Source organism: Pseudoalteromonas ostreae, from assembly GCF_018069805.1.
Classification (GTDB): domain Bacteria; phylum Pseudomonadota; class Gammaproteobacteria; order Enterobacterales; family Alteromonadaceae; genus Pseudoalteromonas; species Pseudoalteromonas ostreae.
On sequence record NZ_JAGPYN010000021.1, the window covers coordinates 22,770 to 46,143 of the forward strand.

At 40.2% G+C, this 23,374-nt stretch carries 21 protein-coding genes; 10 read left to right on the top strand and 11 right to left on the bottom strand.

Annotation, left to right across the window (positions count from 1 at the left end):
* Positions 1–56: 56 nt before the first annotated feature.
* A complete protein-coding gene (locus J7338_RS15895) occupies positions 57–296 on the bottom strand; it encodes a helix-turn-helix domain-containing protein (RefSeq protein WP_210797951.1) in 240 nt (79 codons plus the stop codon).
* Between the two features lie 323 nt (positions 297–619).
* Between J7338_RS15895 and J7338_RS15900 the strand changes: the two genes are divergently transcribed.
* Complete coding sequence (locus J7338_RS15900; protein ID WP_210797952.1) at positions 620–796, top strand: hypothetical protein; 177 nt, start codon at positions 620–622, stop codon at positions 794–796.
* A 21-nt stretch (positions 797–817) separates the two neighbouring features.
* On the opposite strand, the gene J7338_RS15905 is transcribed toward J7338_RS15900, so the two are convergent.
* The 5 genes from J7338_RS15905 to J7338_RS15925 all read right to left on the bottom strand — a co-directional run bounded on the left by J7338_RS15905 (position 818) and on the right by J7338_RS15925 (position 7,574).
* A complete protein-coding gene (locus tag J7338_RS15905; protein WP_210797953.1) occupies positions 818–3,895 on the bottom strand; it encodes an efflux RND transporter permease subunit in 3,078 nt (1,025 codons plus the stop codon).
* Between the two features lie 3 nt (positions 3,896–3,898).
* A complete protein-coding gene (locus tag J7338_RS15910; RefSeq protein WP_228733009.1) occupies positions 3,899–4,996 on the bottom strand; it encodes an efflux RND transporter periplasmic adaptor subunit in 1,098 nt (365 codons plus the stop codon).
* Positions 4,997–5,155: 159 nt separating this feature from the next.
* A complete protein-coding gene (erpA, locus tag J7338_RS15915; RefSeq protein ID WP_007376119.1) occupies positions 5,156–5,494 on the bottom strand; it encodes an iron-sulfur cluster insertion protein ErpA in 339 nt (112 codons plus the stop codon).
* A gap of 93 nt (positions 5,495–5,587) precedes the next feature.
* Positions 5,588–6,409: a substrate-binding periplasmic protein gene (locus J7338_RS15920; RefSeq protein ID WP_210797955.1), complete on the bottom strand. Its 822-nt coding sequence runs from the start codon at positions 6,407–6,409 to the stop codon at positions 5,588–5,590.
* Complete coding sequence (locus tag J7338_RS15925; RefSeq protein WP_210797956.1) at positions 6,381–7,574, bottom strand: porin; 1,194 nt, start codon at positions 7,572–7,574, stop codon at positions 6,381–6,383. The genes J7338_RS15920 and J7338_RS15925 overlap by 29 nt, the downstream gene beginning before the upstream one ends.
* Positions 7,575–7,682: 108 nt before the next feature.
* Between J7338_RS15925 and J7338_RS15930 the strand changes: the two genes are divergently transcribed.
* From J7338_RS15930 to hemL, 5 genes are all read left to right on the top strand, one after another.
* On the top strand, positions 7,683–9,563 hold the full coding sequence (locus J7338_RS15930) for a methyl-accepting chemotaxis protein (RefSeq protein ID WP_210797957.1): 1,881 nt from the start codon (positions 7,683–7,685) through the stop codon (positions 9,561–9,563).
* 242 nt (positions 9,564–9,805) lie between these two features.
* Complete coding sequence (locus tag J7338_RS15935; protein ID WP_210797958.1) at positions 9,806–11,488, top strand: chloride channel protein; 1,683 nt, start codon at positions 9,806–9,808, stop codon at positions 11,486–11,488.
* An 18-nt stretch (positions 11,489–11,506) separates the two neighbouring features.
* Positions 11,507–11,941, top strand: a complete 435-nt coding sequence (locus J7338_RS15940) for a CopD family protein (protein ID WP_210797959.1) — start codon at positions 11,507–11,509, stop codon at positions 11,939–11,941.
* An 84-nt stretch (positions 11,942–12,025) separates the two neighbouring features.
* Positions 12,026–13,042 (top strand): aspartate carbamoyltransferase, encoded by a 1,017-nt coding sequence (locus J7338_RS15945; protein WP_210797960.1) that lies wholly within the window; start codon positions 12,026–12,028, stop codon positions 13,040–13,042.
* Positions 13,043–13,070: 28 nt separating this feature from the next.
* Positions 13,071–14,351, top strand: coding sequence for a glutamate-1-semialdehyde 2,1-aminomutase (gene hemL, locus J7338_RS15950; RefSeq protein WP_210797961.1), 1,281 nt, complete (start codon positions 13,071–13,073; stop codon positions 14,349–14,351).
* Between the two features lie 67 nt (positions 14,352–14,418).
* On the opposite strand, the gene mrcB is transcribed toward hemL, so the two are convergent.
* From mrcB to J7338_RS15975, 5 genes are all read right to left on the bottom strand, one after another.
* Positions 14,419–16,770 (bottom strand): penicillin-binding protein 1B, encoded by a 2,352-nt coding sequence (gene mrcB / locus J7338_RS15955; RefSeq protein ID WP_210797962.1) that lies wholly within the window; start codon positions 16,768–16,770, stop codon positions 14,419–14,421.
* Between the two features lie 411 nt (positions 16,771–17,181).
* The gene (locus tag J7338_RS15960) at positions 17,182–17,343 is read right to left on the bottom strand and encodes a YqaE/Pmp3 family membrane protein (protein ID WP_145241282.1); all 162 of its coding nucleotides are present in this window, start codon (positions 17,341–17,343) and stop codon (positions 17,182–17,184) included.
* A gap of 157 nt (positions 17,344–17,500) precedes the next feature.
* On the bottom strand, positions 17,501–18,730 hold the full coding sequence (locus J7338_RS15965; protein ID WP_210797963.1) for an ammonium transporter: 1,230 nt from the start codon (positions 18,728–18,730) through the stop codon (positions 17,501–17,503).
* A 9-nt stretch (positions 18,731–18,739) separates the two neighbouring features.
* The gene (locus J7338_RS15970; protein ID WP_016708666.1) at positions 18,740–19,078 is read right to left on the bottom strand and encodes a P-II family nitrogen regulator; all 339 of its coding nucleotides are present in this window, start codon (positions 19,076–19,078) and stop codon (positions 18,740–18,742) included.
* Positions 19,079–19,253: 175 nt separating this feature from the next.
* A complete protein-coding gene (locus J7338_RS15975) occupies positions 19,254–19,397 on the bottom strand; it encodes a GGDEF domain-containing protein (RefSeq protein ID WP_210797964.1) in 144 nt (47 codons plus the stop codon).
* Positions 19,398–19,866: 469 nt separating this feature from the next.
* Here J7338_RS15975 and J7338_RS15980 point away from each other — a divergent pair, with 469 nt between their 5' ends.
* The 4 genes from J7338_RS15980 (at position 19,867) to rpiA (ending at position 23,370) form a co-directional block, all read left to right on the top strand.
* Positions 19,867–21,384: a S10 family peptidase gene (locus J7338_RS15980; RefSeq protein WP_210797965.1), complete on the top strand. Its 1,518-nt coding sequence runs from the start codon at positions 19,867–19,869 to the stop codon at positions 21,382–21,384.
* Between the two features lie 107 nt (positions 21,385–21,491).
* Positions 21,492–22,046 (top strand): hypothetical protein, encoded by a 555-nt coding sequence (locus tag J7338_RS15985; RefSeq protein ID WP_210797966.1) that lies wholly within the window; start codon positions 21,492–21,494, stop codon positions 22,044–22,046.
* A gap of 20 nt (positions 22,047–22,066) precedes the next feature.
* Entirely contained in the window at positions 22,067–22,663 is a 597-nt protein-coding gene (locus J7338_RS15990) for a 5-formyltetrahydrofolate cyclo-ligase (protein WP_210797967.1), read from the top strand.
* A 53-nt stretch (positions 22,664–22,716) separates the two neighbouring features.
* Positions 22,717–23,370: a ribose-5-phosphate isomerase RpiA gene (gene rpiA / locus J7338_RS15995; protein WP_210797968.1), complete on the top strand. Its 654-nt coding sequence runs from the start codon at positions 22,717–22,719 to the stop codon at positions 23,368–23,370.
* Positions 23,371–23,374: the final 4 nt, after the last annotated feature.

Below are 23,374 nucleotides of genomic sequence, written 5' to 3' on the forward strand. Positions count from 1 at the left end.
AGAAATCATTTTACATCAATGAGAGCGCTTCCCTGCGCTTACAAAAAAACTAAATATTAGCCTTCTTTTAATAAGCCTAAACCCTCATACGGATCGACCTCTAATGCATCACAATAACGTAAAAATTCAATTACGTCTAAACGACGCTCTTGGTTTTCAATTTTGCCAATGAATGAATGCGGCGTACCAAGTACTTGAGCAAGGCTACGCATTGTGTGACCTTTCTCATGTCGTTTAGTTTTAAGCCACTTGGTTAGTTTCGAGTTTTCTTCCGAAGAAACTGTTTTACCCATCATAAAAACATCTCCTACTAGATGATTTAAAGTTTAATTAATTAAGAGTGAAATTTTGCCCGTCTCACTCTTGGATACATTATATACTATTCAGGCCCATGTGAATAACTAATTTCAGTCGTTCACCCCATTTTTAGGAACAAACTATTGTAGTTAAATAACTTTATTGTTAAATGCACAATAAAATACACATTCTATAAACAGTTCCTTTTTAATGTAACAAATAATTAATTTAAATAAACCTTTTTTATGATTAATTATTTTTGACTTGCAAATTAAATAGTTACATTATTAACTATCGTTTTAATTGTTAGGAGCAAGAATTTATGTTCAGGTTATTGTTTTTACTGCCCGTTATTCTCAGCTTAGGCTGGTATTTTTTCCTTAAAGCAAATGACGTGCCGATCAAACAAGGGAAGAAAGGCTTTATATACATTTTAGCGTTTTCTGCAATAGTGTTGGTTTTTTTTATTTTAATGATCCAAGTCACTCACGTCGATTGAGTGGTCAAAAATAAACCAACACTATGCCTTGCGGCGTTCGCGTAACATTAATAAGCAAGGTGTCAGCACTAAAGTTAGTATGGTGGCAAAAGTTAAACCACCTGCAACAGCGGTCGCTAATTGCACCCACCATTGCGTTGACGGTGCACCAAAATCAATTGTTCGATTAAATAAATCAATATTGATCTGTAGCACCATCGGCATTAGACCTAAAATAGTTGTCACTGTTGTTAATAATACTGGGCGTAATCGTTGTGCGCCGGTTCTTAAAATGGCATCTTTTGCAGCAAGCCCTTGCGCTCTTAATACATTGTAAGTATCAATTAGTACAATATTATTATTAACCACAATACCAGCCAACGAAATAACCCCTATTCCTGACATAACAATACCAAACGGTTGCTGTAACACTAATAACCCTAAGAACACGCCAACAGTCGAAAACACTACCGCGCTTAAAATCAAAAAAGCCTGATAAAAACTATTAAACTGTGTAACTAAAATAATTCCCATCACAAATAGTGCGACTAAAAAGGCATTTTTTAAGAACGTTTCGGATTCATCTTGGTCTTCTGTTTCGCCACGAACTTTAATTTTAACACGAGGGTCTAAACCTTGCTCTTTAAGCTGCGCTTGTAAGCGAGGTAAAGCTTTAGCCAACTGCTCACCTACTCTCATGTCAGCGTTAATGGTCACTACTCGATGAGCATCAACACGGCGAATGGTATCCACTTTTGACGCAGCATGACGTTCAACAAAATAACTAATCGGCACTTGGCCATGCAGCGTTTTAATACGCAAAGTTTCAAGGCGGCTTAAATCTCGCTTGTCGTGCGGAAAACGTACTCGTATGTCTATCTCGTCGTCAACATCATCAGGGCGATACTCCCCTAACTTTAAGCCATTGGTAATTAGCTGTACATTAGCACCTAACATGGCAGCGTCTGCGCCGTACCTTGCTGCGTCAGCTCGGTTGAGTTTTAACTGCCATTCAATCCCCGGTTTTGAAGCGGTGTCATCAACATTTCTAAATGCGCCATCTTTTTCAATTGCTTGACGAATCAGCTTAGCCTGCTGGTTCAGTACCTCTGGAAATTTTGAGCTCAGCTCAATACTCAGAGCTTTACCACCACCAGGGCCGTTTTCATCCTTACGCATTTCAATCTCAACACCTGCAAAGCCTGCTGTAATTTCATTCACTTGGGTAATGATATCTTCAGCAGGCGGGCGTTCATGCCAATCCTTTAAGTTTAATCGAAATGAGCCGATTTGATCTTGCCCACCGGTTCGCGCATACAAGGTTTTTATACCTTCAACAGCTAAAATACGAGTTTCGATTTCTTTCATGATCACATCTTTTTCATAAATAGACAGATCACTATACGAGCGTACTTTAATATTTACCCCATTTGGCTCAACATCTGGGAAAAACTCAACCCCTAGCTTTGATACCATAAAGCCTACAAAGACTAAAATTGAGAACACTATGGCAGCTAACAGCGTCCACCATGGTTTATCAAGTGCTTGATTTAATACTCGTACATAACGCCCTAAAAAACCTTGTAGCTGAGTTAAATCACCTGACTCTGCAGTCACTAAATCTTGCTTTTGTCGTGGTGTTAACGGTCTAATTTTTCCAATCAATCCCCCGATCGTTGGCACAAAAACCAGTGCCATCAGTAATGATGCAGATAACGTCGCAATTAAAGTGATTGGTAAGTATTTCATAAACTCACCCATCATTCCCGGCCAAAATATTAGCGGGGCAAACGCTGCAAGCGTCGTTGCTGTTGATGCAATAATAGGCCATGCCATCCTCTCTGCAGCAATTTTATAAGCTTGCTTACGTGTTTTTCCTTCGCTCATTGCTCTATCGGCAAATTCAGTAACAACAATCGCGCCATCCACCAGCATACCAACCGCCATGATCAGCGCAAATAACACCACGATATTAACGGTTAGGCCAAATAAGGAAATCACTAATATACCGGTTAAAAATGAACCGGGTATCGCCACTCCCACTAAAAATGCGGTCCGTACTCCCAGCACGGCAACAATAACAATGACTACCAGTAATACTGCTGATAACACGTTGTTTTGTAAGTCTGAAAGCATCATTTCCACGTCTTTCGACATATCACCGGTGTAATCAACAAGGATATGCTCAGGCCAGATTTTTTGTGCTTGGCTAACGACCTCTTTGACTTGCGCTACTGTATCTATAATATTTTCACCAGCACGCTTTTTTACTTCAAGGGATACCGCTTGGCGGCCATTGATACGAGCGATTGAGCTTGGATCTTTATAAGCACGACGTATTTTAGCTACATCCATAAAGCGAACCACACGATCGCCTACCACTTTTACAGGTTGTTCCATCACATCTTGGATAGTTTCAAATACCGAAGGAATTTTTACAGCAAACCGCCCTTTGCCGGTATCCAAGGTGCCTGCAGCGACTAAACGATTATTGTTAGAGAGTAATTGAATTATATCACTTGGCTCAAGCCCATATGAAATCATCGCCAGTGGATCCACTTCAATTTCAACCATGTCTTCGCGGTCACCACCGACATCAACTTCCAATACGCTAGAGATACTTTCAAGTTCGTCTTTTAAATTACGCGCAAGGGTCAATAACCCCCGCTCTGGTGAGTCACCTGAGAGTGTTAAAGTGATGGTTGGTTGCTGATCTTCCATGAGAATTTCATGTACTTCAGGCTCTTCAGATTCTGACGGTAATTTAGCTTTAGCAAGACTGACTCTGTCACGTACATCAGCGAGCGCTTCTTTTGGATCCATGCCCGCCATAAACTCAAGTGTCACTGAGGCGTGACCCTCACTGGCCACCGCCGTCATTTCTTTTACTCCTTCAATGGAGCGTAATTCAATCTCCATCGGCCGCACCAGCAGCCGCTCGGCATCTTCTGGAGAAATACCATCATGAATGATTGATACATAAATAAACGGGATGGTGACATCGGGGTTCGCTTCCTTGGGAATATTTTGGTACGTCACCCAGCCAGATACTAATAATAGAATGAAAATCAGCAGTACGGTACGCGTGTGATTAAGCGAGGCTTCAATTAAGTTTTTCATGCCTTACTCACCCGCTGTCGTATCAGCTTTAACAAACACTGGCTCAACAATATCGCCAACTCTGACAAAACCTTGCCCTAACGTGATCACATTTGCTGTTTCACCCAATCCCCACAGCCACACCCCCTCGGCAGTTGATTTAGCCAAACTAACATTTATAAATTCTACGCGATTCTCTGCGTTAATCACCTTGACACCGATATTGCCTTCGCTATCAAGTGCCATGTAGGCAGGACTTAATAGCATGGCGGGCGCTGAGTCTAGCGAGATATCAAGCTGAGTAGAATAACCTGCTTTGTATTTCATTTCAGGGTTAGCAAAGGCCGCTTCAATACGAAACGTATTGGTACTGTCATCTGCAACAGAGGCAATATAACGCACTTTTCCTGAGTATGTTTTATCATTTAAAACATGAGCATGAACAGCTTGACCCACATGAAAACCGGTGATTTCTTTTTGCGTTGCATCTGCACGAACGATTAGAGGGTCTAAATCAACCAATTCCAAAATTGGATCACCTATTGCCACATAGTCACCAAGCTGCACTACTCGTTTATTAATAATGCCGCTAAACGGCGCACGTATCTCGGTGCGCTCTAATTGTAATTCCAGCCCAGCTAGATGCGCTTTTCCTTGCGCTAGTACAGCCTCACTACGCATAGTTTGTACACGGTCTTGCAGGCCTTGATCTCGAAGTGAAAGTGCACCTTCGTACTCAGCCGTATATTGCTTTAATAATGCCGTCGCGGAATCTAGCTGCGCAACTAAATCAGATTTATCTAACTCGAGTATCAATGTACCTTGCTCAACAAATTGCCCCTCTTTGACATAGATTTTGTTTACTTCACCCGCTTGGCGTGCACTAACTCGCGCTAATTTGTCAGGCTCTGATTTACCATAAAATGACAAGGTGTTTTTTATGTCTTGAGCGACTAACCTTACCACTTGCACTTTAGCTATTTTCTCATGATTACTTTGTGACTGCTCATCACTAGCATAGCTTGATCTTGCTCCTGACCCCATCCAGATACTAATTGCTACAGCAAGAATTATCGCGAGAATATAAGGTTTTTCTTCTAATTGTTGGGCAAGCTTTTTCAAAAGCAAAGTTTCCTTTTAGCTATCAATAATAGGAGCGCAAGATAATTGTATAAATAGTAGAGTAGGTAGTAGTTTTAAGGCAATAACATTAAAAGTGTTATCTTAGTATTTAAATTGTAGCTAATAAAAAAGCCGCACCTGCGGCTTTAATCAATAACTCTATACGCTGAAACTAGCGCCGCACCCGCAAGTCGTGGTTGCATTCGGATTAGAAACAAAAAAGCGTGCGCCTTCAAGCCCCTCGGTGTAATCCACCTCTCCATCAACTAAATATTGAATACTCATCGGGTCAACCACTAAGGTTACACCATTTTTTACAATTTCTAAATCGCCTGGGTTTGCTTTTTCATCAAAAGTAAAGCCATATTGAAAACCAGAGCATCCACCGCCTGTGACATAAACACGCAGTTTTAGTTCTGGATTTTCTTCTTCGTCGATTAACTGTTTAACACGAACAGCAGCTGCATCGCTGAACTTAATGGGTAATTCTTCAGACATACCATAACCCTCTATACCTACATTGTTTTGATTATCTAATACCCGAGTATTTTAATCAAGTATAGCCTTGGCTTATATTAATAGTTGAATTGCCTAATTCTTCTCAGTTCTAGATTCATGCATCACATCAAACAATGCCTCATTCATACGTTTTATAAAGTCATCTTTATATGAATACCTAGCTTCGCGACTAAAGCCAATATGCGCGGTTCTATGGCTAATTTCATCTCGCTCTATAACAGTAATAGCAGCATATTGTGGGTTGGCTTTCTTCACATTATCTAATTCATATTGTGTGGCTTTTCTATCGTTGGCGTAACAATCGATCTTATTAGTAAGTAATTTTATTATATTAGCTGCTGTACTTTTATTTTCCCATAGCAGGATCCGCCCTTGCCTAATTGCTTTTTTGTAACGTTCATCGAGTATTAAATAACCGGCATTCATCCCCAAGTGAATAGGTTTCTGAATAGGTGAGTTCGTATTTAATGCTTTTTCTAAATCAATGTTTTCGCGACAGTAAGTAACAACAAACTCGGTACCTAATGCCACTGAATATGATGAAATATAAGGCCTTGAATCATAATGAATGTATGGAGGTACAATGCCAAGAACGCTACCTTTTTTGATAGTAAGTAAAGCTCTTTTCCAAGGCATTGGTATTATTTCAACGTCATAATCTGGCTTCAGTTTAGTTCTTGCATGTTTCAATAAATCTATGTAAAGCCCCTTTAACTCACCATCTTCGAAATAACTATAAGGCGGATAATCATCATCCGCCAATATAGTAATAACAGCTTTACTATTGCATGTTAATGAGAACATCAATATTGACAAGCCACATACAAGTGCAAAAGGTTTTTTATAAATAGACACCATTTTATTGTTAGTAACCCCACTCTTGCGAGTAGTCATAACGAAACCCGACTGATAATGAACTAAAATCAGCTAGATAATTAAAATTTCGATACAGGTATTCAACATGTAAGCGTAGATTTTCAGCAGGAAGCCATTCTAAGGTCAGGTTAGTGCCATTAAATTTTTGAGACTGCTCAGCCTGATGACCATCATCAAAGTCAAAGTACCCCAGTTTCACTTTATAACTTTCACTAAGCGGGTAAGCCATTGATAAATCAAATGTATGCCCGTCTCTATCAGCATTGAAATCTCTATTATATTCTTTAAACTGGTAACCTAGAGCAAAGTATAAACCACTATCAAAAGAGTACGCAAAAGAGCTACCTATAATATTATCGTCACCCAATTCCTGTTCATTCTCGTAAATGCCTTGATTCGTATAAGTCAAAGCAAGATGTAAATTATCTTTGTCATAACTGACCCCTCCATTTACAAGATCGCTATTATTGTCACCTGACGAACCATCAAATTGGCTCACTAACATCCACGTAAAATCCCCTTGTGCCACCTGATAAGTAAGCAAGTTATTAACAAAAAAGAGGCTTTCTGGGTCATATGCAAACGGGCTATTACCATGGTTAAAAATATCTACATATTCAGCAATAAATAGATATTGAGCTGGTCGTTGCTTGCCGATACCTACTTTCCCATAGGGACTATCCAACGCAACATATACTTGTCGCGCCTTACCAAAGTCCCCATTATTTGATAAGTCTACGCCCCACTCACCATGTAAAGTCGCTTGCCAATAGTCATCAAACGCAGCGGTTGATTTTATGCCTACATGAGAAAGCGCATCTCTCACATCCCATTGTGATTCACTGTTTTCATCGACATAACCAAATGTTGGTCTTATTGTTGCATATATTTTTATATCTTTTTTAAATTTATCAGAAAGTAACTCCTCTGGTTTTAAGTCAGGTGCTGAATTAGCAACTGCTAATGTCGATGCAATTGGTGAGGGATGATTTTTATTTTCAAGTATTTCTATTCTTTTACTTATACTCTCAAACTTAACTGTTAAAGATTCTAAGGTAGCTAATTGTGTGCTAATTTTACCTAGCTGTAACTTTAAGTTTTGTAGCTCTTCTTGTTCATCTTGTGCACAAACAGCAGCCGCATAAGAGGTAGTTAACAAAAAGCAAATAATTTTTTTTTGCATGAATACGCCCTAACATTTAAACTTTTTTTAAGTGTAGACTATCTTTATTTATACATAACAAAAAAAACTCGTCTTATTCGTCTTAATTCAGCTAAAAAGTGAAAACATATGAAAATTAGAACTAAATTCTCCATAGCTTCAGGCATAGTGGTATTCATCGTTATTTCACTGCTTGCAACAACGACGTATTTACTTGTACAACAAACGCTAAAAAAATCCACAGCAGCGTATATACAAGATAACGCATCACTGCTGTCACAAAGCATTAGTAACTGGCTTGTTAGTAAGTCTGCACAAGTTAATGTTTTGAAAAAACAAATTGAATCCGATTTTTCTAAGCAAAACTTTCAGACTGGTTTAGAAAACCCCGCTTTTACAAATGATTTTTTACTCGTCTTTGGTACGCTCAGTGATGAAAAAAAACTCCGCTCCAATAATAGGCAAAGAGTTAACCCTCCTGGCATCGATTTTAAAGAAAGACCATGGTACAAATTAGCGCAAAATAATGATGCGATTTCATTTACAGCACCTTATGTTGATGCTGCAACGAATGAATTACTATTATCAGTGGTTACTGCAATTAATTCACCTGATGGTTTTAAAGGGGTTATTGGTGGTGACCTGAGTTTAAATGCAATTGCAGATAGCGTTAATACCATCAACTTTAATGGCAATGGTTTAGCATTTGTTGTAGATGGTACTGGCAAAATTATCACTCATCCAACTGCAAGTCTAAGCAACAAACAGACTCAAAATATTTACCAAAAATCACCAACAGAAAGTAAACAAATCTTAGAAATCGAGCACAATGGCCAAACAAAGCTGCTGTATTTTTACCCTCTAAGTGACAATGCTGGTGTTGACTGGTCTCTCGCGATGTTACTAGATAAAGATAAAGTTTATGAGTCACTTGGCGTATTTACTACACGCACATCCTTTATCGCAATTTTAAGTATTGCATTTTGTGTTCTCGTCATTAGAACACTGGCAAAAATGTTATTAAAGCCATTGGATGAGTTAGAAAGTGCAATTAGTGAAATTGCCTCAGGCGGCGGTGACTTAACACAGAGATTAACAGTAACAACTGAAGATGAATGCGGGGTTGTAGCGAAGAGTTTTAACCGGTTTTTATCGTCGTTACAAATACTTGTCACAGGCGTTATCGATAAAGCTAATAATGTTCAAGAAAGAAGCGCAGCAGCAAAATCATTATCAACCCAGTCAAGTCGCTCATTGAACGAGCAATACCAATTGATAGACAGTCTAGCGACTGCAATGCATGAAATGAGTACAACCTCCTCTGAAATTGCCTCGAGCGCCCAAGAAGCTGCAACGTCAGTGACTTTAGTCAATGATTCAACAACCTCAAGTAAGTCACTGTTTGAAAAAACAACCTCAGATATAACTAACCTATCAGACTCTATTTCCAACTCTCAAGAACTAAGTAATCAACTCGCTGAGCACAGTAATAGTATAGAACAAATATTATCTGTTATTAATAACGTTGCAGAACAAACCAATCTACTTGCTTTGAATGCAGCTATTGAAGCAGCAAGAGCAGGAGAGCAAGGTCGTGGGTTTGCTGTAGTTGCTGACGAAGTAAGAACCTTAGCCTCTAGAACACAAAGTTCAACAACAGAAATTAAATCGATGATCGAGCAAATTCAGTTGTTTTCATCTAAAGTACAGCAAGCTATGGAGCAAAGTAAACAGAAGGCTTCTCAATGTGTTACGCAAACTGAAATTGCAAATCAATCTTTAAATACTATTTCAATGTCAGTTAAAGATATTATGGATAGAAATTTTCAAATAGCCGCCGCCATTGAAGAGCAAAGTACGGTTATTGAAGAAATTAATAGAAATACAATCAATATTAAAGATATTAGCGTACAAGTTGATGAGTTTGCTAAAGAGCAATTTGAAACTAACACTAATTTAGCTGAAAACGTAAATGACCAACAAAACTTACTTAAAAAGTTTATTGTGTAATTAAATATTTAGGTATAACTGGTAGATACAGTTGCGATCTAGCACTAGCTTTGCTGTGGTGAAGCTAATTTGACCTTGAGAACATTTTCGTTCATTACCAATACCTCGCTTCACGTCATCACTCGGCCCGCAAATTTTACCAAGAATAAATCCTTGGTTATGTAGATAATTCTAAAATCAAAAGGACTTACTGTAGCACTTTTGATAAACTGCCCGCTGAAATAGGTGGCGAGGAAATATGCATGTGGCTTGAAACGCTTAGGCGTCGCTTGGCAAAGCCAAAAACATCGGTGCAATTGTGCTTACTTGGCGTAAGTGCCGGACTAATTGCGGCGTTTTTGATCATTCTATTTCGCTTAACTATTCTATTTTTCCAAGGTTTGTTCCTTGATAATCCTGACGATTTTACTACCTTGCCGCCTATTGAGCGGGTTGTAATGCCGATTATAGCAGCCTTTTTAATTGCGCTATTTGCAGCTTTGACTGGTTTTAAGCATTATCGATTAGGTATTCCCTTTGTTATTCATCGTATTAAACGCCATTACGGGCAAATGCCATTATACAACACGGTAAATCAATTTGTCGGTGGTGCATTGGCATTGATCAGTGGTTTCTCGGTTGGCCGTGAAGGGCCGTCTGTACATATGGGGGCAACTGGTGCAAGTTTGCTGGCCGATAAATTACATTTGCCTTATAACGCCATGCGAACACTCAGTGGTTGTGGTGTTGCAGCAGGTATTGCCGCCTCGTTTAATACACCGCTTGCAGCTGTTATTTTTGTGATGGAGGTAGTACTTAGGGAATACAAAGTGCACATCTTTGTACCTATTATGCTTGCTGCGGTCACCGGTGCACTGGCGACACAGTTTGTATTTGGTGATGTATCAGAATTAGCACTGATCACAGTGACCGCATTAAGTGGTTGGCACTATCCATTTTTAATTCTGTTTGGTATGGCTTTAGGCGCAGTTGCTTATGCATTTAACCAAAATCTGATGCTGATCATTCGTACTTTCAAGCCTTTGAGTATGTTTCCACGTTTATTATTGGCAGGTCTGATTGCCGGTGGCATTGCTTTTATGGTGCCACAAGCAATGGGATCTGGTATGAGTGCAATAACTTTAGCAATAGAAAGCCCTGATGATGTGCAGCTATTAATCACTATTTTAATTGCTAAATTACTGGCGACATTATTTGCCATTGGCTTGGGTATACCAGGTGGGATCATTGGTCCTGTAATTGGTTTAGGGGTACTGATGGGTACTTTAATGGCTTTTTTTGCTCAGTTTATTAGTCCTGGCGTTGATATTGCGGGTACTTACAGCGTATTAGGCATGGCAGGCTTATTAGCAGCCACTTTACATGCCCCTCTGGCCGCTTTAACTACGGTAATGGAGTTAACCTCAAGTCCTGAAATAATCGTACCGGCCATGCTAGTTATCTCAGCAGCATACGTCACCGCATTACAAGTGTTTGGAAATCGGTCAATATTTTTACAGCAGCTCGATTTTCAAGGTTTAAGCTATCATGTCTCCCCAGCCACCGAAGCACTGCAAAAAGTAGGGGTGATGGACGAAATGGATGAAAACTTCAAACTGTTGTATTCCGAAAATAAAGAACAAATAGAAAACACCTTAAATGCTGTTGATAGTCAAACCCCATTGATTGTTTACGATGCTGAAAATGGCTATCGTCTTGCTGAATATGATTTAAGTTTAATGTCAGATCAAAATATTTCGATCAACTATATCAGCTTGCAAGGGATAAGCAGTCAAGCCACTTTGGCCGATGCATTTGATATATTAAAAGATAAACGCAGCGGCGCTGTATATATTTATAACTTACTAGATAATCAACAAATTATGGGAATAATGCGCTGGGATCAAATCCGTCACATTCTCACCATACGTAATAGCTTACTGTAACTAACATAAGAGAACATTATGAGCGCGCTACTGATCTACAAAGCCTTACATATCTTTTTTATGATTGCCTGGTTTGCCGGCATATTTTACTTGCCCCGCCTCTTTGTTTATCACGCCATGAGTGAAGAAAAGTCCTGTAACTCCATGCTCAAAGTGATGGAACGTCGGTTGCTGTATTTTGTTACACCATTTGCGGTATTAACAGCAGTGTTTGGCGTGCTAACAATTGTTGAATATGGCCGTGACTGGTTCAGACACAGTATGTGGCTTCATTACAAACTGGTATTAGTGATTATTTTATATTTGTACCACGGCTTTTGTTTTAAGTTGCTGGCTGATTTTAAACACGACCGCAATACCCGCAGTCACCGTTTTTATCGTATTTTTAATGAGTTACCTGTGTTACTACTTTTAGTCATCATATTTTTAGCCGTAACTAAACCCAGTTTATAAAAAATTTGCTATAGTACCGCGCGATTGCGTGTCCATCTTTGATGGTTGATCGCGCCCCTTTTCAATGTGATAGGAATAACCCCCATGTTAAGTTTCCAAGGTGAAAATATTCTTTCTGTCAATCAGCTCGACCGCGACTGTATTGAACGTATTTTTGCAGTAGCCAAAAAAATGGAGCCATATGCTAAAAAGCAAAAACGCACCAATGTGTTAGAAGGCGCGATCTTAGCAAACCTATTCTTTGAGCCAAGTACCCGTACCCGTGTAAGTTTTGGCACCGCCTTTAATTTATTAGGTGGCCTAGTTCGTGAAACCACCGGCATGCAAAGCTCAGCACTTGCGAAAGGCGAATCATTATACGATACCGCTCGCGTTATTTCAGCGTACGCAGATGCGGTTGCTATGCGCCATCCTGATGCAGGTTCAGTGGCTGAATTTGCCACTGGCTGCTCTGTACCGGTTATCAACGGCGGCGACGGCCCTAATGAACACCCCACTCAAGCGTTACTTGATTTATTAACTATAGAGCGCGAGCTTAACCGTTTTGAGCAAGGCATTGATGGTATGCATATCGCCCTTGTTGGTGATTTAAAATATGGCCGTACCGTGCATTCATTATCAAAATTATTATGTCATTATAAAGATATAAAATTTTCGATGGTGGCACCTGATGGCTTACAAATGCCAAGCTATATTTTAGATGCCGTTGATAATGCGGGTCATAAGATTGAAATCGTCAATAAAATGGAAGGCAATTTAGCCGCTGATATCGTCTATCAAACCCGCATTCAGGAAGAGCGCTTTCCTTCGCAAGAAGAAGCCAATAAATACCGAGGGGGGTTTCGGATCAGCCAATCAATTTACAATGCGCACTGCAAACCAAACTCAGTATTAATGCACCCATTACCACGCGACAGCCGCATGGAAGCCAATGAACTCGATAACGATTTAAATAGTAACGATAACTTAGCTATTTTCCGCCAAGTACAAAATGGCGTGTTAATTCGCATGGCGCTGTTTGCATTGACACTTGACGTTGCCGATAAAGTTGAGCAATACGAAGTATCTGTGCCATGGTTTAGCCGTAAACGCGATAGTTAATCTACCAGTACAATTAATAGGATTTTTCATGACAATTAGCCAAGATTTATTTGCCCGCGCCCAAGCGTCTATCCCTGGCGGCGTAAACTCTCCAGTACGTGCCTTTAATGGCGTTGGCGGCACGCCGCTGTTTATTACTAAAGCACAAGGCCCATTTACCTTTGATGCCGATGGCAACCGTTATATCGATTACGTAGGTTCATGGGGACCTATGATCATGGGCCACAATCATCCAGCAATCAAACAAGCTGTACTTGATGCGGTAGAAAACGGCCTAAGCTATGGCGCGCCAACTGAGACCGAAATTTTCATGGCCGAAAAAGTAAAACAGCTAGTGCCATCAATCGAAAAAGTACGCATGGTAAGCTCAGGCACTGAAGCAACAATGAGTGCAATTCGCTTAGCTCGTGGTTTTACCGGCCGTGACAAAATACTTAAATTTGAAGGCTGTTACCACGGCCATGCAGATTCATTATTAGTAAAAGCAGGCTCAGGCGCACTTACAATGGGTGTTCCAAACTCGCCAGGTATCCCAGAAGATTTTGCCAAGCATACATTAACAGTTTCGTTTAATAACCTTGATGAAGTAAAAGCTATTTTTGCCAAATACACTGACGAAATAGCCTGTATTATCGTAGAGCCAGTTGCAGGTAACATGAACTGTATTCCACCAGTACCTGGCTTTTTAGAAGGACTGCGTGAAGTCTGTGATCAGTACCAATCTGTGCTTATTTTTGACGAAGTAATGACAGGTTTTCGTGTAGCCCTTGGTGGCGCTCAAGCTTATTACAACATTACTCCTGACTTAACCTGTTTAGGTAAAGTGATTGGCGGCGGCATGCCAGTAGGCGCGTTCGGCGGTAAAACTGAGATCATGGATTACATCGCTCCTGTTGGCCCAGTTTACCAAGCAGGTACTCTCTCTGGTAACCCAATTGCCATGGCGGCAGGCTTAAAAGCGCTCGAGCTTTTGTGTGTTGATGGCCTACACACTGAGCTTGAAGCTAAAAGCAAAGCACTTTGTGAAGGCTTTGAAACTGCAGCTAAAAAAGCGGGTATTCCACTGACCACTAACTACGCAGGGGGTATGTATGGCTTCTTCTTTACTGAACAAGAAAAAGTAACCACTTACCAACAAGCAACCCAGTGCGATTTAGAACGCTTTAAAAAGTTCTTCCACTTGATGCTTGAAGAAGGCGTGTATTTAGCGCCATCAGCATTTGAAGCCGGATTTGTTTGTTCTGAACATTCTGAGCAAGAAATTGCTGATACAATTGCCGCCGCTGAGCGCGCGTTTGCTAAGTTATAAGTTTTAATTTTAAGCAAGAAAAAAGCCCGTAAGGGCTTTTTTTATGAGCTAAAAAAAGCTTACTTATTTAACGCATACAACTTGGCCTTGGCTCAAATTCACTAGCTCTAAGTGGCAGTTGAATTACTTTACCGCAGCCCGGAGGCGCTTGCTTACCCGTTAATTCATTAATAAAAGCCCAGCGAATTGAAGGCGGACGAGTATCTGCTATTGCCTCAGGGTTGAGCGGCTTAAGATAACGAATATACGTTTCTAATGCACCAACACTGCCCGTTAAGCCTGTACTTTTATTATCATCACGGCCAAGCCAAGCAACGGTTACTGTATTTTGATCAAACCCTGCATACCAACTATCACGTAAATCATTGCTGCTGCCGGTTTTACCAGCCAGCTGAATTGATGGAAAATGGGCATTTAAACGTTTAGCCGTGCCATCTTTAGTGACTCGTTTCATCGCGTATTTAGTCATATAAACAGCTGCTTTATCAAAACGTGGTTCAGCACTAACTTGATGCTGATAAAGTACGCGTCCAACGGAATCGGTTAACGCAGAAATAGATGTTAATTGACGGTATTCGCCATCAGCCGCCAACGTGGTATAAAGCTGCGCGACTTCAAAGCTCGACATCTCAAGTGCACCAAGCAGTAATGATGGGTAGTGGGGAATATTACCTTTTTCGCCAAGCTTAGTCAGTGTATCCGCGACTTTATCAACCCCAACATCAAGCCCTAAGTTTACCGCTGGTATATTAATACTTTTACTAAACGCTTTATAAAGCGGCATCATACCGCGATATTGATGATCAAAGTTCTCTGGTTGCCATACTTTGCCCTGCTCATTAGTCACTTGTACTGGCGAGTCATCTAACAAAGTAGCTAAGTTATAGTGGGGTAAACCCAGAGCTGTTAAATACACAGCCGGCTTAACTAATGAGCCTATATTGCGTTTTGTATCTAATACCCGGTTAAATCCTAAGAAACGTGGGTCGCGCCCTGCGACCAGTGCAGATACCCCACCCTTTTCAACATTAACTGAGATCATCGCCGCTTCAAGCTGCTCTGTCGTGGCGCGCTTTTCAAGATACGGTAGGCTTTTTTCAATTGCCTCTTCCATTGCCGCTTGTTTTTGCAAATCAAAATAGGTAAATACTCGCACGCCGGCATCTAGTACTTGTTGGTCCGGTAGTAACTTTTGCAGCTCACGATCCACCAGCTCTAAATACCCAGGGTATGATTTAGGTAGGCTGTCTTTCATTGGAGCAATGTCGATTGATCGTTTTAGTGCAGTACGGTATTCGCGGGTATCAATTAATTTATTATCAACCATTAAGCGCAATACTAAATCACGACGCTCCATAGTGCGCTCAGGATAACGGCGTGGATTATAATATGAAGGCCCTTTTACCATAGCAACGAGTAGTGCAATTTGATCGAACTCAAGCTCATCAACAGGCTTAGAGAAGTAAAATTCAGAAGCTAAGCCCATGCCATGTACGCCTTGGTTATACGACTGACCAAGATACACTTCGTTTAGATAAGCTTCTAAAATTTGATCTTTTGAATAGCGATAATCTAAAATTAACGCGATCAACGCTTCGTTAAATTTACGGATCAGCGTACGCTCACGAGTTAAATAAATATTCTTTGCCAGCTGCTGCGTTAACGTACTGCCGCCTTGGACTGTGCGCCCTGCTTTAATATTACTGTATAAAGCCCGCATGATTGACCATACAGAAACCCCATGATGCTGATAAAAATGTTGGTCTTCAACCACGAGCAAAGTATCGGTAAGCATCGGCGGAAATTTATCCAACGGCACAAACTCTCGATCTTGTTTTGAATCATTCCCTATGCGCGCTATTTGCACTGGCTCTAATCGAGCTCTGTTTAAGCGCCTGCCAAACTTATCTTTAATACTCGCGAGTTTTTGTCCTGCAAAGCGTAACTCTATAACTTGTGCTTGCTCTAAGCCATCATAAAACTCAAATTCACGGCGGAAGATTTTAATACTATCACCCGCTTTTACATACTGCCCAGTACGACTTAACTGATTGACTGATGAATAGTTTAGCCTATCAAGCTCCCACAGTACTTCTTGACTAGATAAGAATTGTCCTGGGTAAAAACCCATTGCTCGTGCATAAACTTGTGCTGGTAATTGCCATTTATTGCCTTCAAATTGACGCGTAATTTTGGCATCCAGATAAATTAAATATAACGCCATTGCAACGATGCCAGCTAAGCTAAGTTTCCAAAAAATAGACCAAACCTTACGACCAATGCCACGTTTATTTATATTTTTTACCACCGTATTATTAGCCCGTTTTTTTTTCACCGACTTAGACGCTGTACTTGGTGCTTTCTTTGTAGGGCGTTTTGATGGAGTTTTAGTGGAGCGTGGGTCTTTTTTATCAGCCATTGACGTTGCTATTTATTTCCAGAGTTAAATTTACAGGTGCGAGCTTAGCATATAGCTATATACCCAAGCCACCTCAAGATGCAGAATTCAGCGTTTCACAGGGGCTTAATATCAAGGCGTTACTTTGCAACTATGGTAATCCCTTTTAAGAAGTAACAACGATGAGAGTAAGTTCCTGTGAAACGCCCAAGGGGTTGGTTTAAATGCGATTTATACTGCGTTATTGATTTTAGCAATAGAACCACTATTACTTGCAATCAATGCCTTGCCTAAATCGCTTTTAATTCCAACAGAAACTCGCCTCTTGAGGTGGTTTGGGTATATTACACCTGCAAAATTAACCTTGACTGAAACCTTAACCTGAACAGTAAATAGTAAATCAATTATCCAACGTTCTGACCTCATAATTTTTTAGCGTGTACACAACCACAATGAGTGGATCATTGCCGGTATAAAAAATATAAAGCACAAGACAATATTAATAATCAAATCTTTACCCACACCCGCTTTCAAAAACACAGCAACAGGTGGTAAGAATATAGACAAAATAATCAGCAATAGTTTGTTATCCATGCTTAACCTTATTATTTGTAGTTGGACTGATTTTAAGCATAGTTACTTATTGTGATTTCTGCTGTATTAATAAACTTCACGCCTGCGTAAAGACAAAAAAAGCCCGAATCTAAATTAGGGCTTTGTTTTAAAAACACAATGATTTTAAAATTTTTACTTAGTTACTGCGTACCGAAACAAACTCAGGGTAAGCATCAATACCACAATCATGTTGATCCATGCCGTTTAGTTCTTCTTCTTCTGTTACTCGGATACCCATGGTTTTCTTCAATATTGACCACACGATAAGTGAGGCAAAAAATACAAAACCTAATATACATACTAAGCCGATTAACTGATTAACTAGCGTTGCTTCAGCATTTGATACTGGTACTAGGATGATACCTAAAATACCACATACACCATGCACTGAGATTGCGCCAACTGGGTCATCTATTTTAACTTTGTCTAGTACTACAATGCTGAATACAACAAGTGAGCCACCTAAAATCCCTAGTAAACACGCTAATAAAGGTGATGGTGATAATGGATCAGCAGTAATAACAACCAAACCTGCAAGTGCACCATTAAGAACCATAGTTAAATCAGCTTTACCCCATAGCACTTTGCATACGAATAATGCTGCAATTGCCCCCGTTGCCGCAGCAGCATTAGTGTTAAGGAGAATTTGACCAACCGCAGTGGCATTTTCAGCATCAGAGATAAGTAGTTGTGACCCGCCGTTAAAGCCAAACCAACCCATCCACAAAATAAATGTACCGAGTGTAGCCAATGGTAAGTTAGAACCAGGAATTGGGTAGATTTCACCATTTTTACCGTATTTACCTTTACGCGCACCTAGCATTAATACACCTGCAAGTGCTGCTGCCGCGCCTGTGCCGTGAACAATGGCTGAGCCTGCAAAATCAACAAAGCCCATTTCAGATAAGAACCCCCCCCCCCAAGTCCAGTAGCCTTCAACAGGGTAAATAAAGCCCGTTAATATCACTGCAAAAGCTAGAAAAGCCCATAACTTCATACGTTCAGCAACTGCCCCCGAAACAATCGACATTGCAGTTGCCACGAATACCACTTGAAAAAAGAAATCTGATTCTAAAGAATGATTAGCGTCAGCGGCTTGGGTGCCAATAAGCCCACCTAGAGATGGAATTAAGCCACCTTCAGCGTTGTCTACATACATAATGTTGTAGCCAACTAGTAAGAACATGGTACATGCGATGGCATAGAGCGCCACGTTCTTAGTTAAAATTTCAGTGGTATTTTTTGAACGCACTAAGCCCGCTTCGAGCATGGCAAAACCTGCGGCCATCCACATCACTAAAATACCCGACATTAAAAAATAAAATGTATCTAACGAAAACTTAAGTTCTACGATCGTGTTTTCCATAAAGCCCCCTTAAATTGCTTCTTCATCTAATTCACCCGTACGGATACGGACAATTTGATCTAAGTCGTAAACAAAAATTTTGCCGTCGCCAATTTTGCCTGTTGATGCTATCTTGGTGATGGTCTCAACGACCCTTTGACAATTTTCGGTACGAGTAGCAATTTCCAGTTTAATTTTAGGAATAAAATCAACCTGATACTCAGCTCCACGATACAACTCTGTATGACCGCGTTGACGACCAAAACCTTTGACGTCAACAACCGTCATCCCCTCAATGCCTAAATCAGCTAGCGCTTCACGCACATCATCTAATTTGAATGGCTTTATTATTGCACTAATCATTTTCATAGTGGCCCCCTTCGGACGCTTATTGTTATCCTGTTTGCTAAGACAATCCAACCTTTGTGCCACTATTTTTAACGTTTTAAAAACAACAAATTACATAATAAAAACAAATTAGCCGCATAAAAATGCACCATATAAGTGCATTTTTTTAACATCTTAACTGTACTGGTGCAGCAGCCTAATTTTGTTTGACGACACAGTCTCGGCTTTGTTCTTTGGCTTGATACAAAGCCTTATCAGCTAAGCGCATGGCACTTTCTAACGTGACATTTTGAAATTTTGTTAAACCTATACTCACCGTAATTGCAAATACCTCTCCCATTAATCACAAAGTCATACTCAGACAACTGCAAATTCTTCGCGCCGAATTTAATAAACCGTGCTTACCCGCACTGATAAGCCAATAATCGCTAAATCATCACGACCATGCAAAATCGACAGCAACATCAAGATAATGAGCTGATAAGTGTCGCAACACCTACTGGACCACTTTACTATCTTCAAAAACTAAAACTCTTTGCATATATCTATTCTCTACACGTCAGGTGAACATTGTTAGGGTAAACTTTTTAAGAATAAAAAATCAAAATTAATAACATAAAGCAATATACTTTATTATCAGTTTGAGCAAAATATATTGCTGAATATATACGCATAAAATAGAGTATTTACGTTACTGATAATATTTATGTCTAATGCTCGCCGATTAATATCGTCGTCTAGTCTCATTCCCTTTGTTATTTACAAAAAAATTATCTTTAATAGGTTAACTATTGTTTAAAGGATCCACCATGAAGCTTATCAGTATCATTAGTGTCTCTATGACCATACTTACTTTGAGTGTAAGCACAGCCAGCTATGCTGAAAACCAACGTCGTATCGATGTCGATAGTAAAGTTGTCACCGAACATAAAGCGCGCATCAATGGCGAGCGTTTTTCATATACCGCAACCACAGGCACACAACCGGTATGGGATGACAAAGGCGATGCCGTTGCAACATTGCAATACACTTATTATGAACGCGATAAAGTTGACGATCGTACTAAACGCCCATTGTTGATTTCGTTTAATGGCGGACCTGGCTCTGCATCAGTATGGATGCACTTAGCCTATACTGGACCACGGGTATTAAAAATTGACGACGAAGGCTACCCTATTCAACCGTATGGTGTGAAAGACAACCCATACTCAGTGCTTGATGTTGCTGATATTGTTTACGTTAATCCAGTAAACACTGGCTACTCGCGTATTCTTGAAAACGATAAAGGTGAATTACCAAGTAAAGAAGCGCAAAAAAGCATGTTTTTTGGTGTCAATGCCGACATTAAATACCTAGCAGAATGGTTAAACACCTTTGTAAATCGCACTGAGCGCTGGCGCTCACCTAAGTTTTTAATTGGTGAGAGCTACGGCACAACCCGCGTTTCAGGACTTGCCCATGAATTACAAAACAGTCAATGGATGTATATCAATGGGGTTGTGCTGGTTTCACCAACAGACATTGGTATTAAACGCGACGGTCCGATAAAAGCGGCTAACCGTTTACCTTACTTTGCTGCAACGGCGTGGTATCACAAAGCTTTAAGCCCAGTATTGCAAGCTAAAGATTTAGATGAATTACTGCCAGAAGTTGAAGACTTTACCGTTAACAAGCTAATTCCTGCACTTGCTAAAGGTGGCTTTATTAATGATGAAGAAAAACGCGCTATCATCAAACAAATGGCACTGTATGCCGGTGTTTCTGAAAAGTTTGTTGCGCAAAATAACCTTGATATTCCTACCAATTTTTTTTGGAAAGAACTACTACGCGAGCGCGGTCAAACATTAGGCCGTCTAGATTCGCGTTATTTAGGCATGGACAAACGTGATGCTGGCGAATCTCCAGACTACTGGGCTGAGCTAACATCATGGTTGCATTCATTTACACCAGCCATCAATCACTACTTACGTGAAGAGCTTAACTATAAAACTGACGTAAAATATAACCTGTTTGGTAATGTACACCCGTGGGATCGCAGCAATAATAACACTGGTGAAAATCTGCGTTTAGCAATGGCGCAAAACCCATACCTCAATGTGATGATCCAAACAGGCTACTATGATGGTGCCACTAACTACTTTGATGCTAAATACACTTTATGGCAACTAGATCCAAGCAGTAAAATGCGCGATCGCCTAAGCTTTAAAGGCTACCGCAGTGGCCACATGATGTATTTACGCCATGCAGATTTAAAAACATCAAATAACGATTTACGTGATTTTATTTTACAGTCACTACCAAAAGAAGGTGAAGCTGCGAAGTATTAAACAACGCTTAAAACCACTGGATCAAAAAAGCCCGTTTTTACGGGCTTTTGTTTATCGATAATTCGGATATACTCAACCTATTGATTTTACGTTTTTGGAAAACACAGATGACTGAAAACTTCCGTGTTATGTATGCAGGTCTAGCTCAAGATATTGAGCGTTCGAATGCGATTAAACAACTGGCTGTAAAGCTCAAAGCCCCTGAAAGTAAAGTAGCTGCATTTTTTGAGAACAACCCCCTATTTGCCCCTTGTGAAAAAGAAAAAGCGCTCAAGCAAGCAAAGCTACTTGCCAGCGTAGGCATCAAAAGTAAACTGCAACCAATAAACAACGCACCAGCGGTAAGTAGCAGCGATGCAACCAGCCAGCGAGATGAGCGTATTTTTAACGCCCTTGATTACATCACCAGTAGTTTAATTCGCATCGAAGAAAAGCTCGACGATCTAGAGCAACGCTTACCAGCCACAACCCAACAACCAGATCCTGATGAAGGCGACGAGTGGCAAACTGATGATCTATTGCTAGATGAAGAGCTGACAACGCCGATCAAAAAACGCAGTAACATGCTGCTGTATTCACTTATTGCTATGGTTGTTGTTTTACTTTTAGTACTAGGATTGTCGTTTGCATTCCCTGATTTATTCAGTTTTATGGATAATTAACCGATAAAGCAAAAATAAATATGAGCGAAAAAAGAGCACTGATCCGCCAACAAATCCGTAAAGCACGTAACTCACTGTCAAAATTTGAGCAAAAAATTGCCGCAGAATCGCTTAAAGTGAATTTTACTCAACACTTAAAACAGCAAAAAACCATTAAGAATGCCCATATTGGCATTTATTTTAGCAATGACGCAGAATTAGACACCTCATTGTTAATAAAAGATCTTTGGGCTAAAAATCACCCCCTCTACCTACCCGTTATCCACCCCTTTAACGGCACAACTTTATACTTTCAGCGCTATGAAGAAAATTCACCCATGAGGGCAAATCGCTATGGTATCTTGGAGCCTAAGTTAAATTGTAGTCAGATATGCCCACTTGCGGAGCTTGATTATCTGCTAATGCCATTAGTTGCATTTGATGATAACGGAAACCGGTTAGGGATGGGGGGTGGCTTTTATGATAAAACTTTGGCGCGCTACGAAAAAGAAAACTGGCAAAAACCACAACTGATTGGCCTTGCACATCAATGCCAACATGTTCCAAGTTTACCGGTTGAATCGTGGGATGTACCATTAAATTACATAATCACACCACAGAAAATCTACCATTGGTAAGCAATTTATTTATATACTAATGGCAATCCCTCTCACCTATTGAGCACATAATCATGACACAAGATGAATTAAAAAAAGCAGCTGCTTGGGCTGCACTCGAATTTGTAAAAAAAGACACCATTGTGGGTGTTGGCACAGGATCAACCGTAAACCATTTTATTGATGCATTAGGCTCAGTAAAAGACACCATACGCGGTGTGGTATCAAGTTCTGACGCTTCAACCGAAAAACTAAAAGCACTCGGCCTTGAAGTATTTGAACTCAATGATGTTGATGCCCTTGACGTGTACGTTGATGGCGCAGATGAAATAAATGCGCTGAACGAAATGATCAAAGGCGGTGGCGCAGCACTAACCCGCGAAAAAATAGTCGCAGCTGTAGCAAAACAGTTTATATGTATTGTTGATGAAACAAAAATAGTGGACACCTTAGGTGAATTTCCACTGCCGGTAGAAGTGATTCCGATGGCACGCAGTTATGTTGCTCGTGAATTGCTTAAACTAGGCGGCGATCCAGTTTATCGCCATGGCGTGGTAACAGATAATGGTAACGTTATTTTAGACGTACATAACTTGTCGATCAGCCAAGCAAAAGATTTAGAGCTGACAATTAACCAAATTGTTGGCGTAGTAACCAACGGCTTATTTGCCCACCGTGGCGCAGATAAAGTGATTATCGGTACCAAAAATGGGCCGCAAATTAGATAAAATA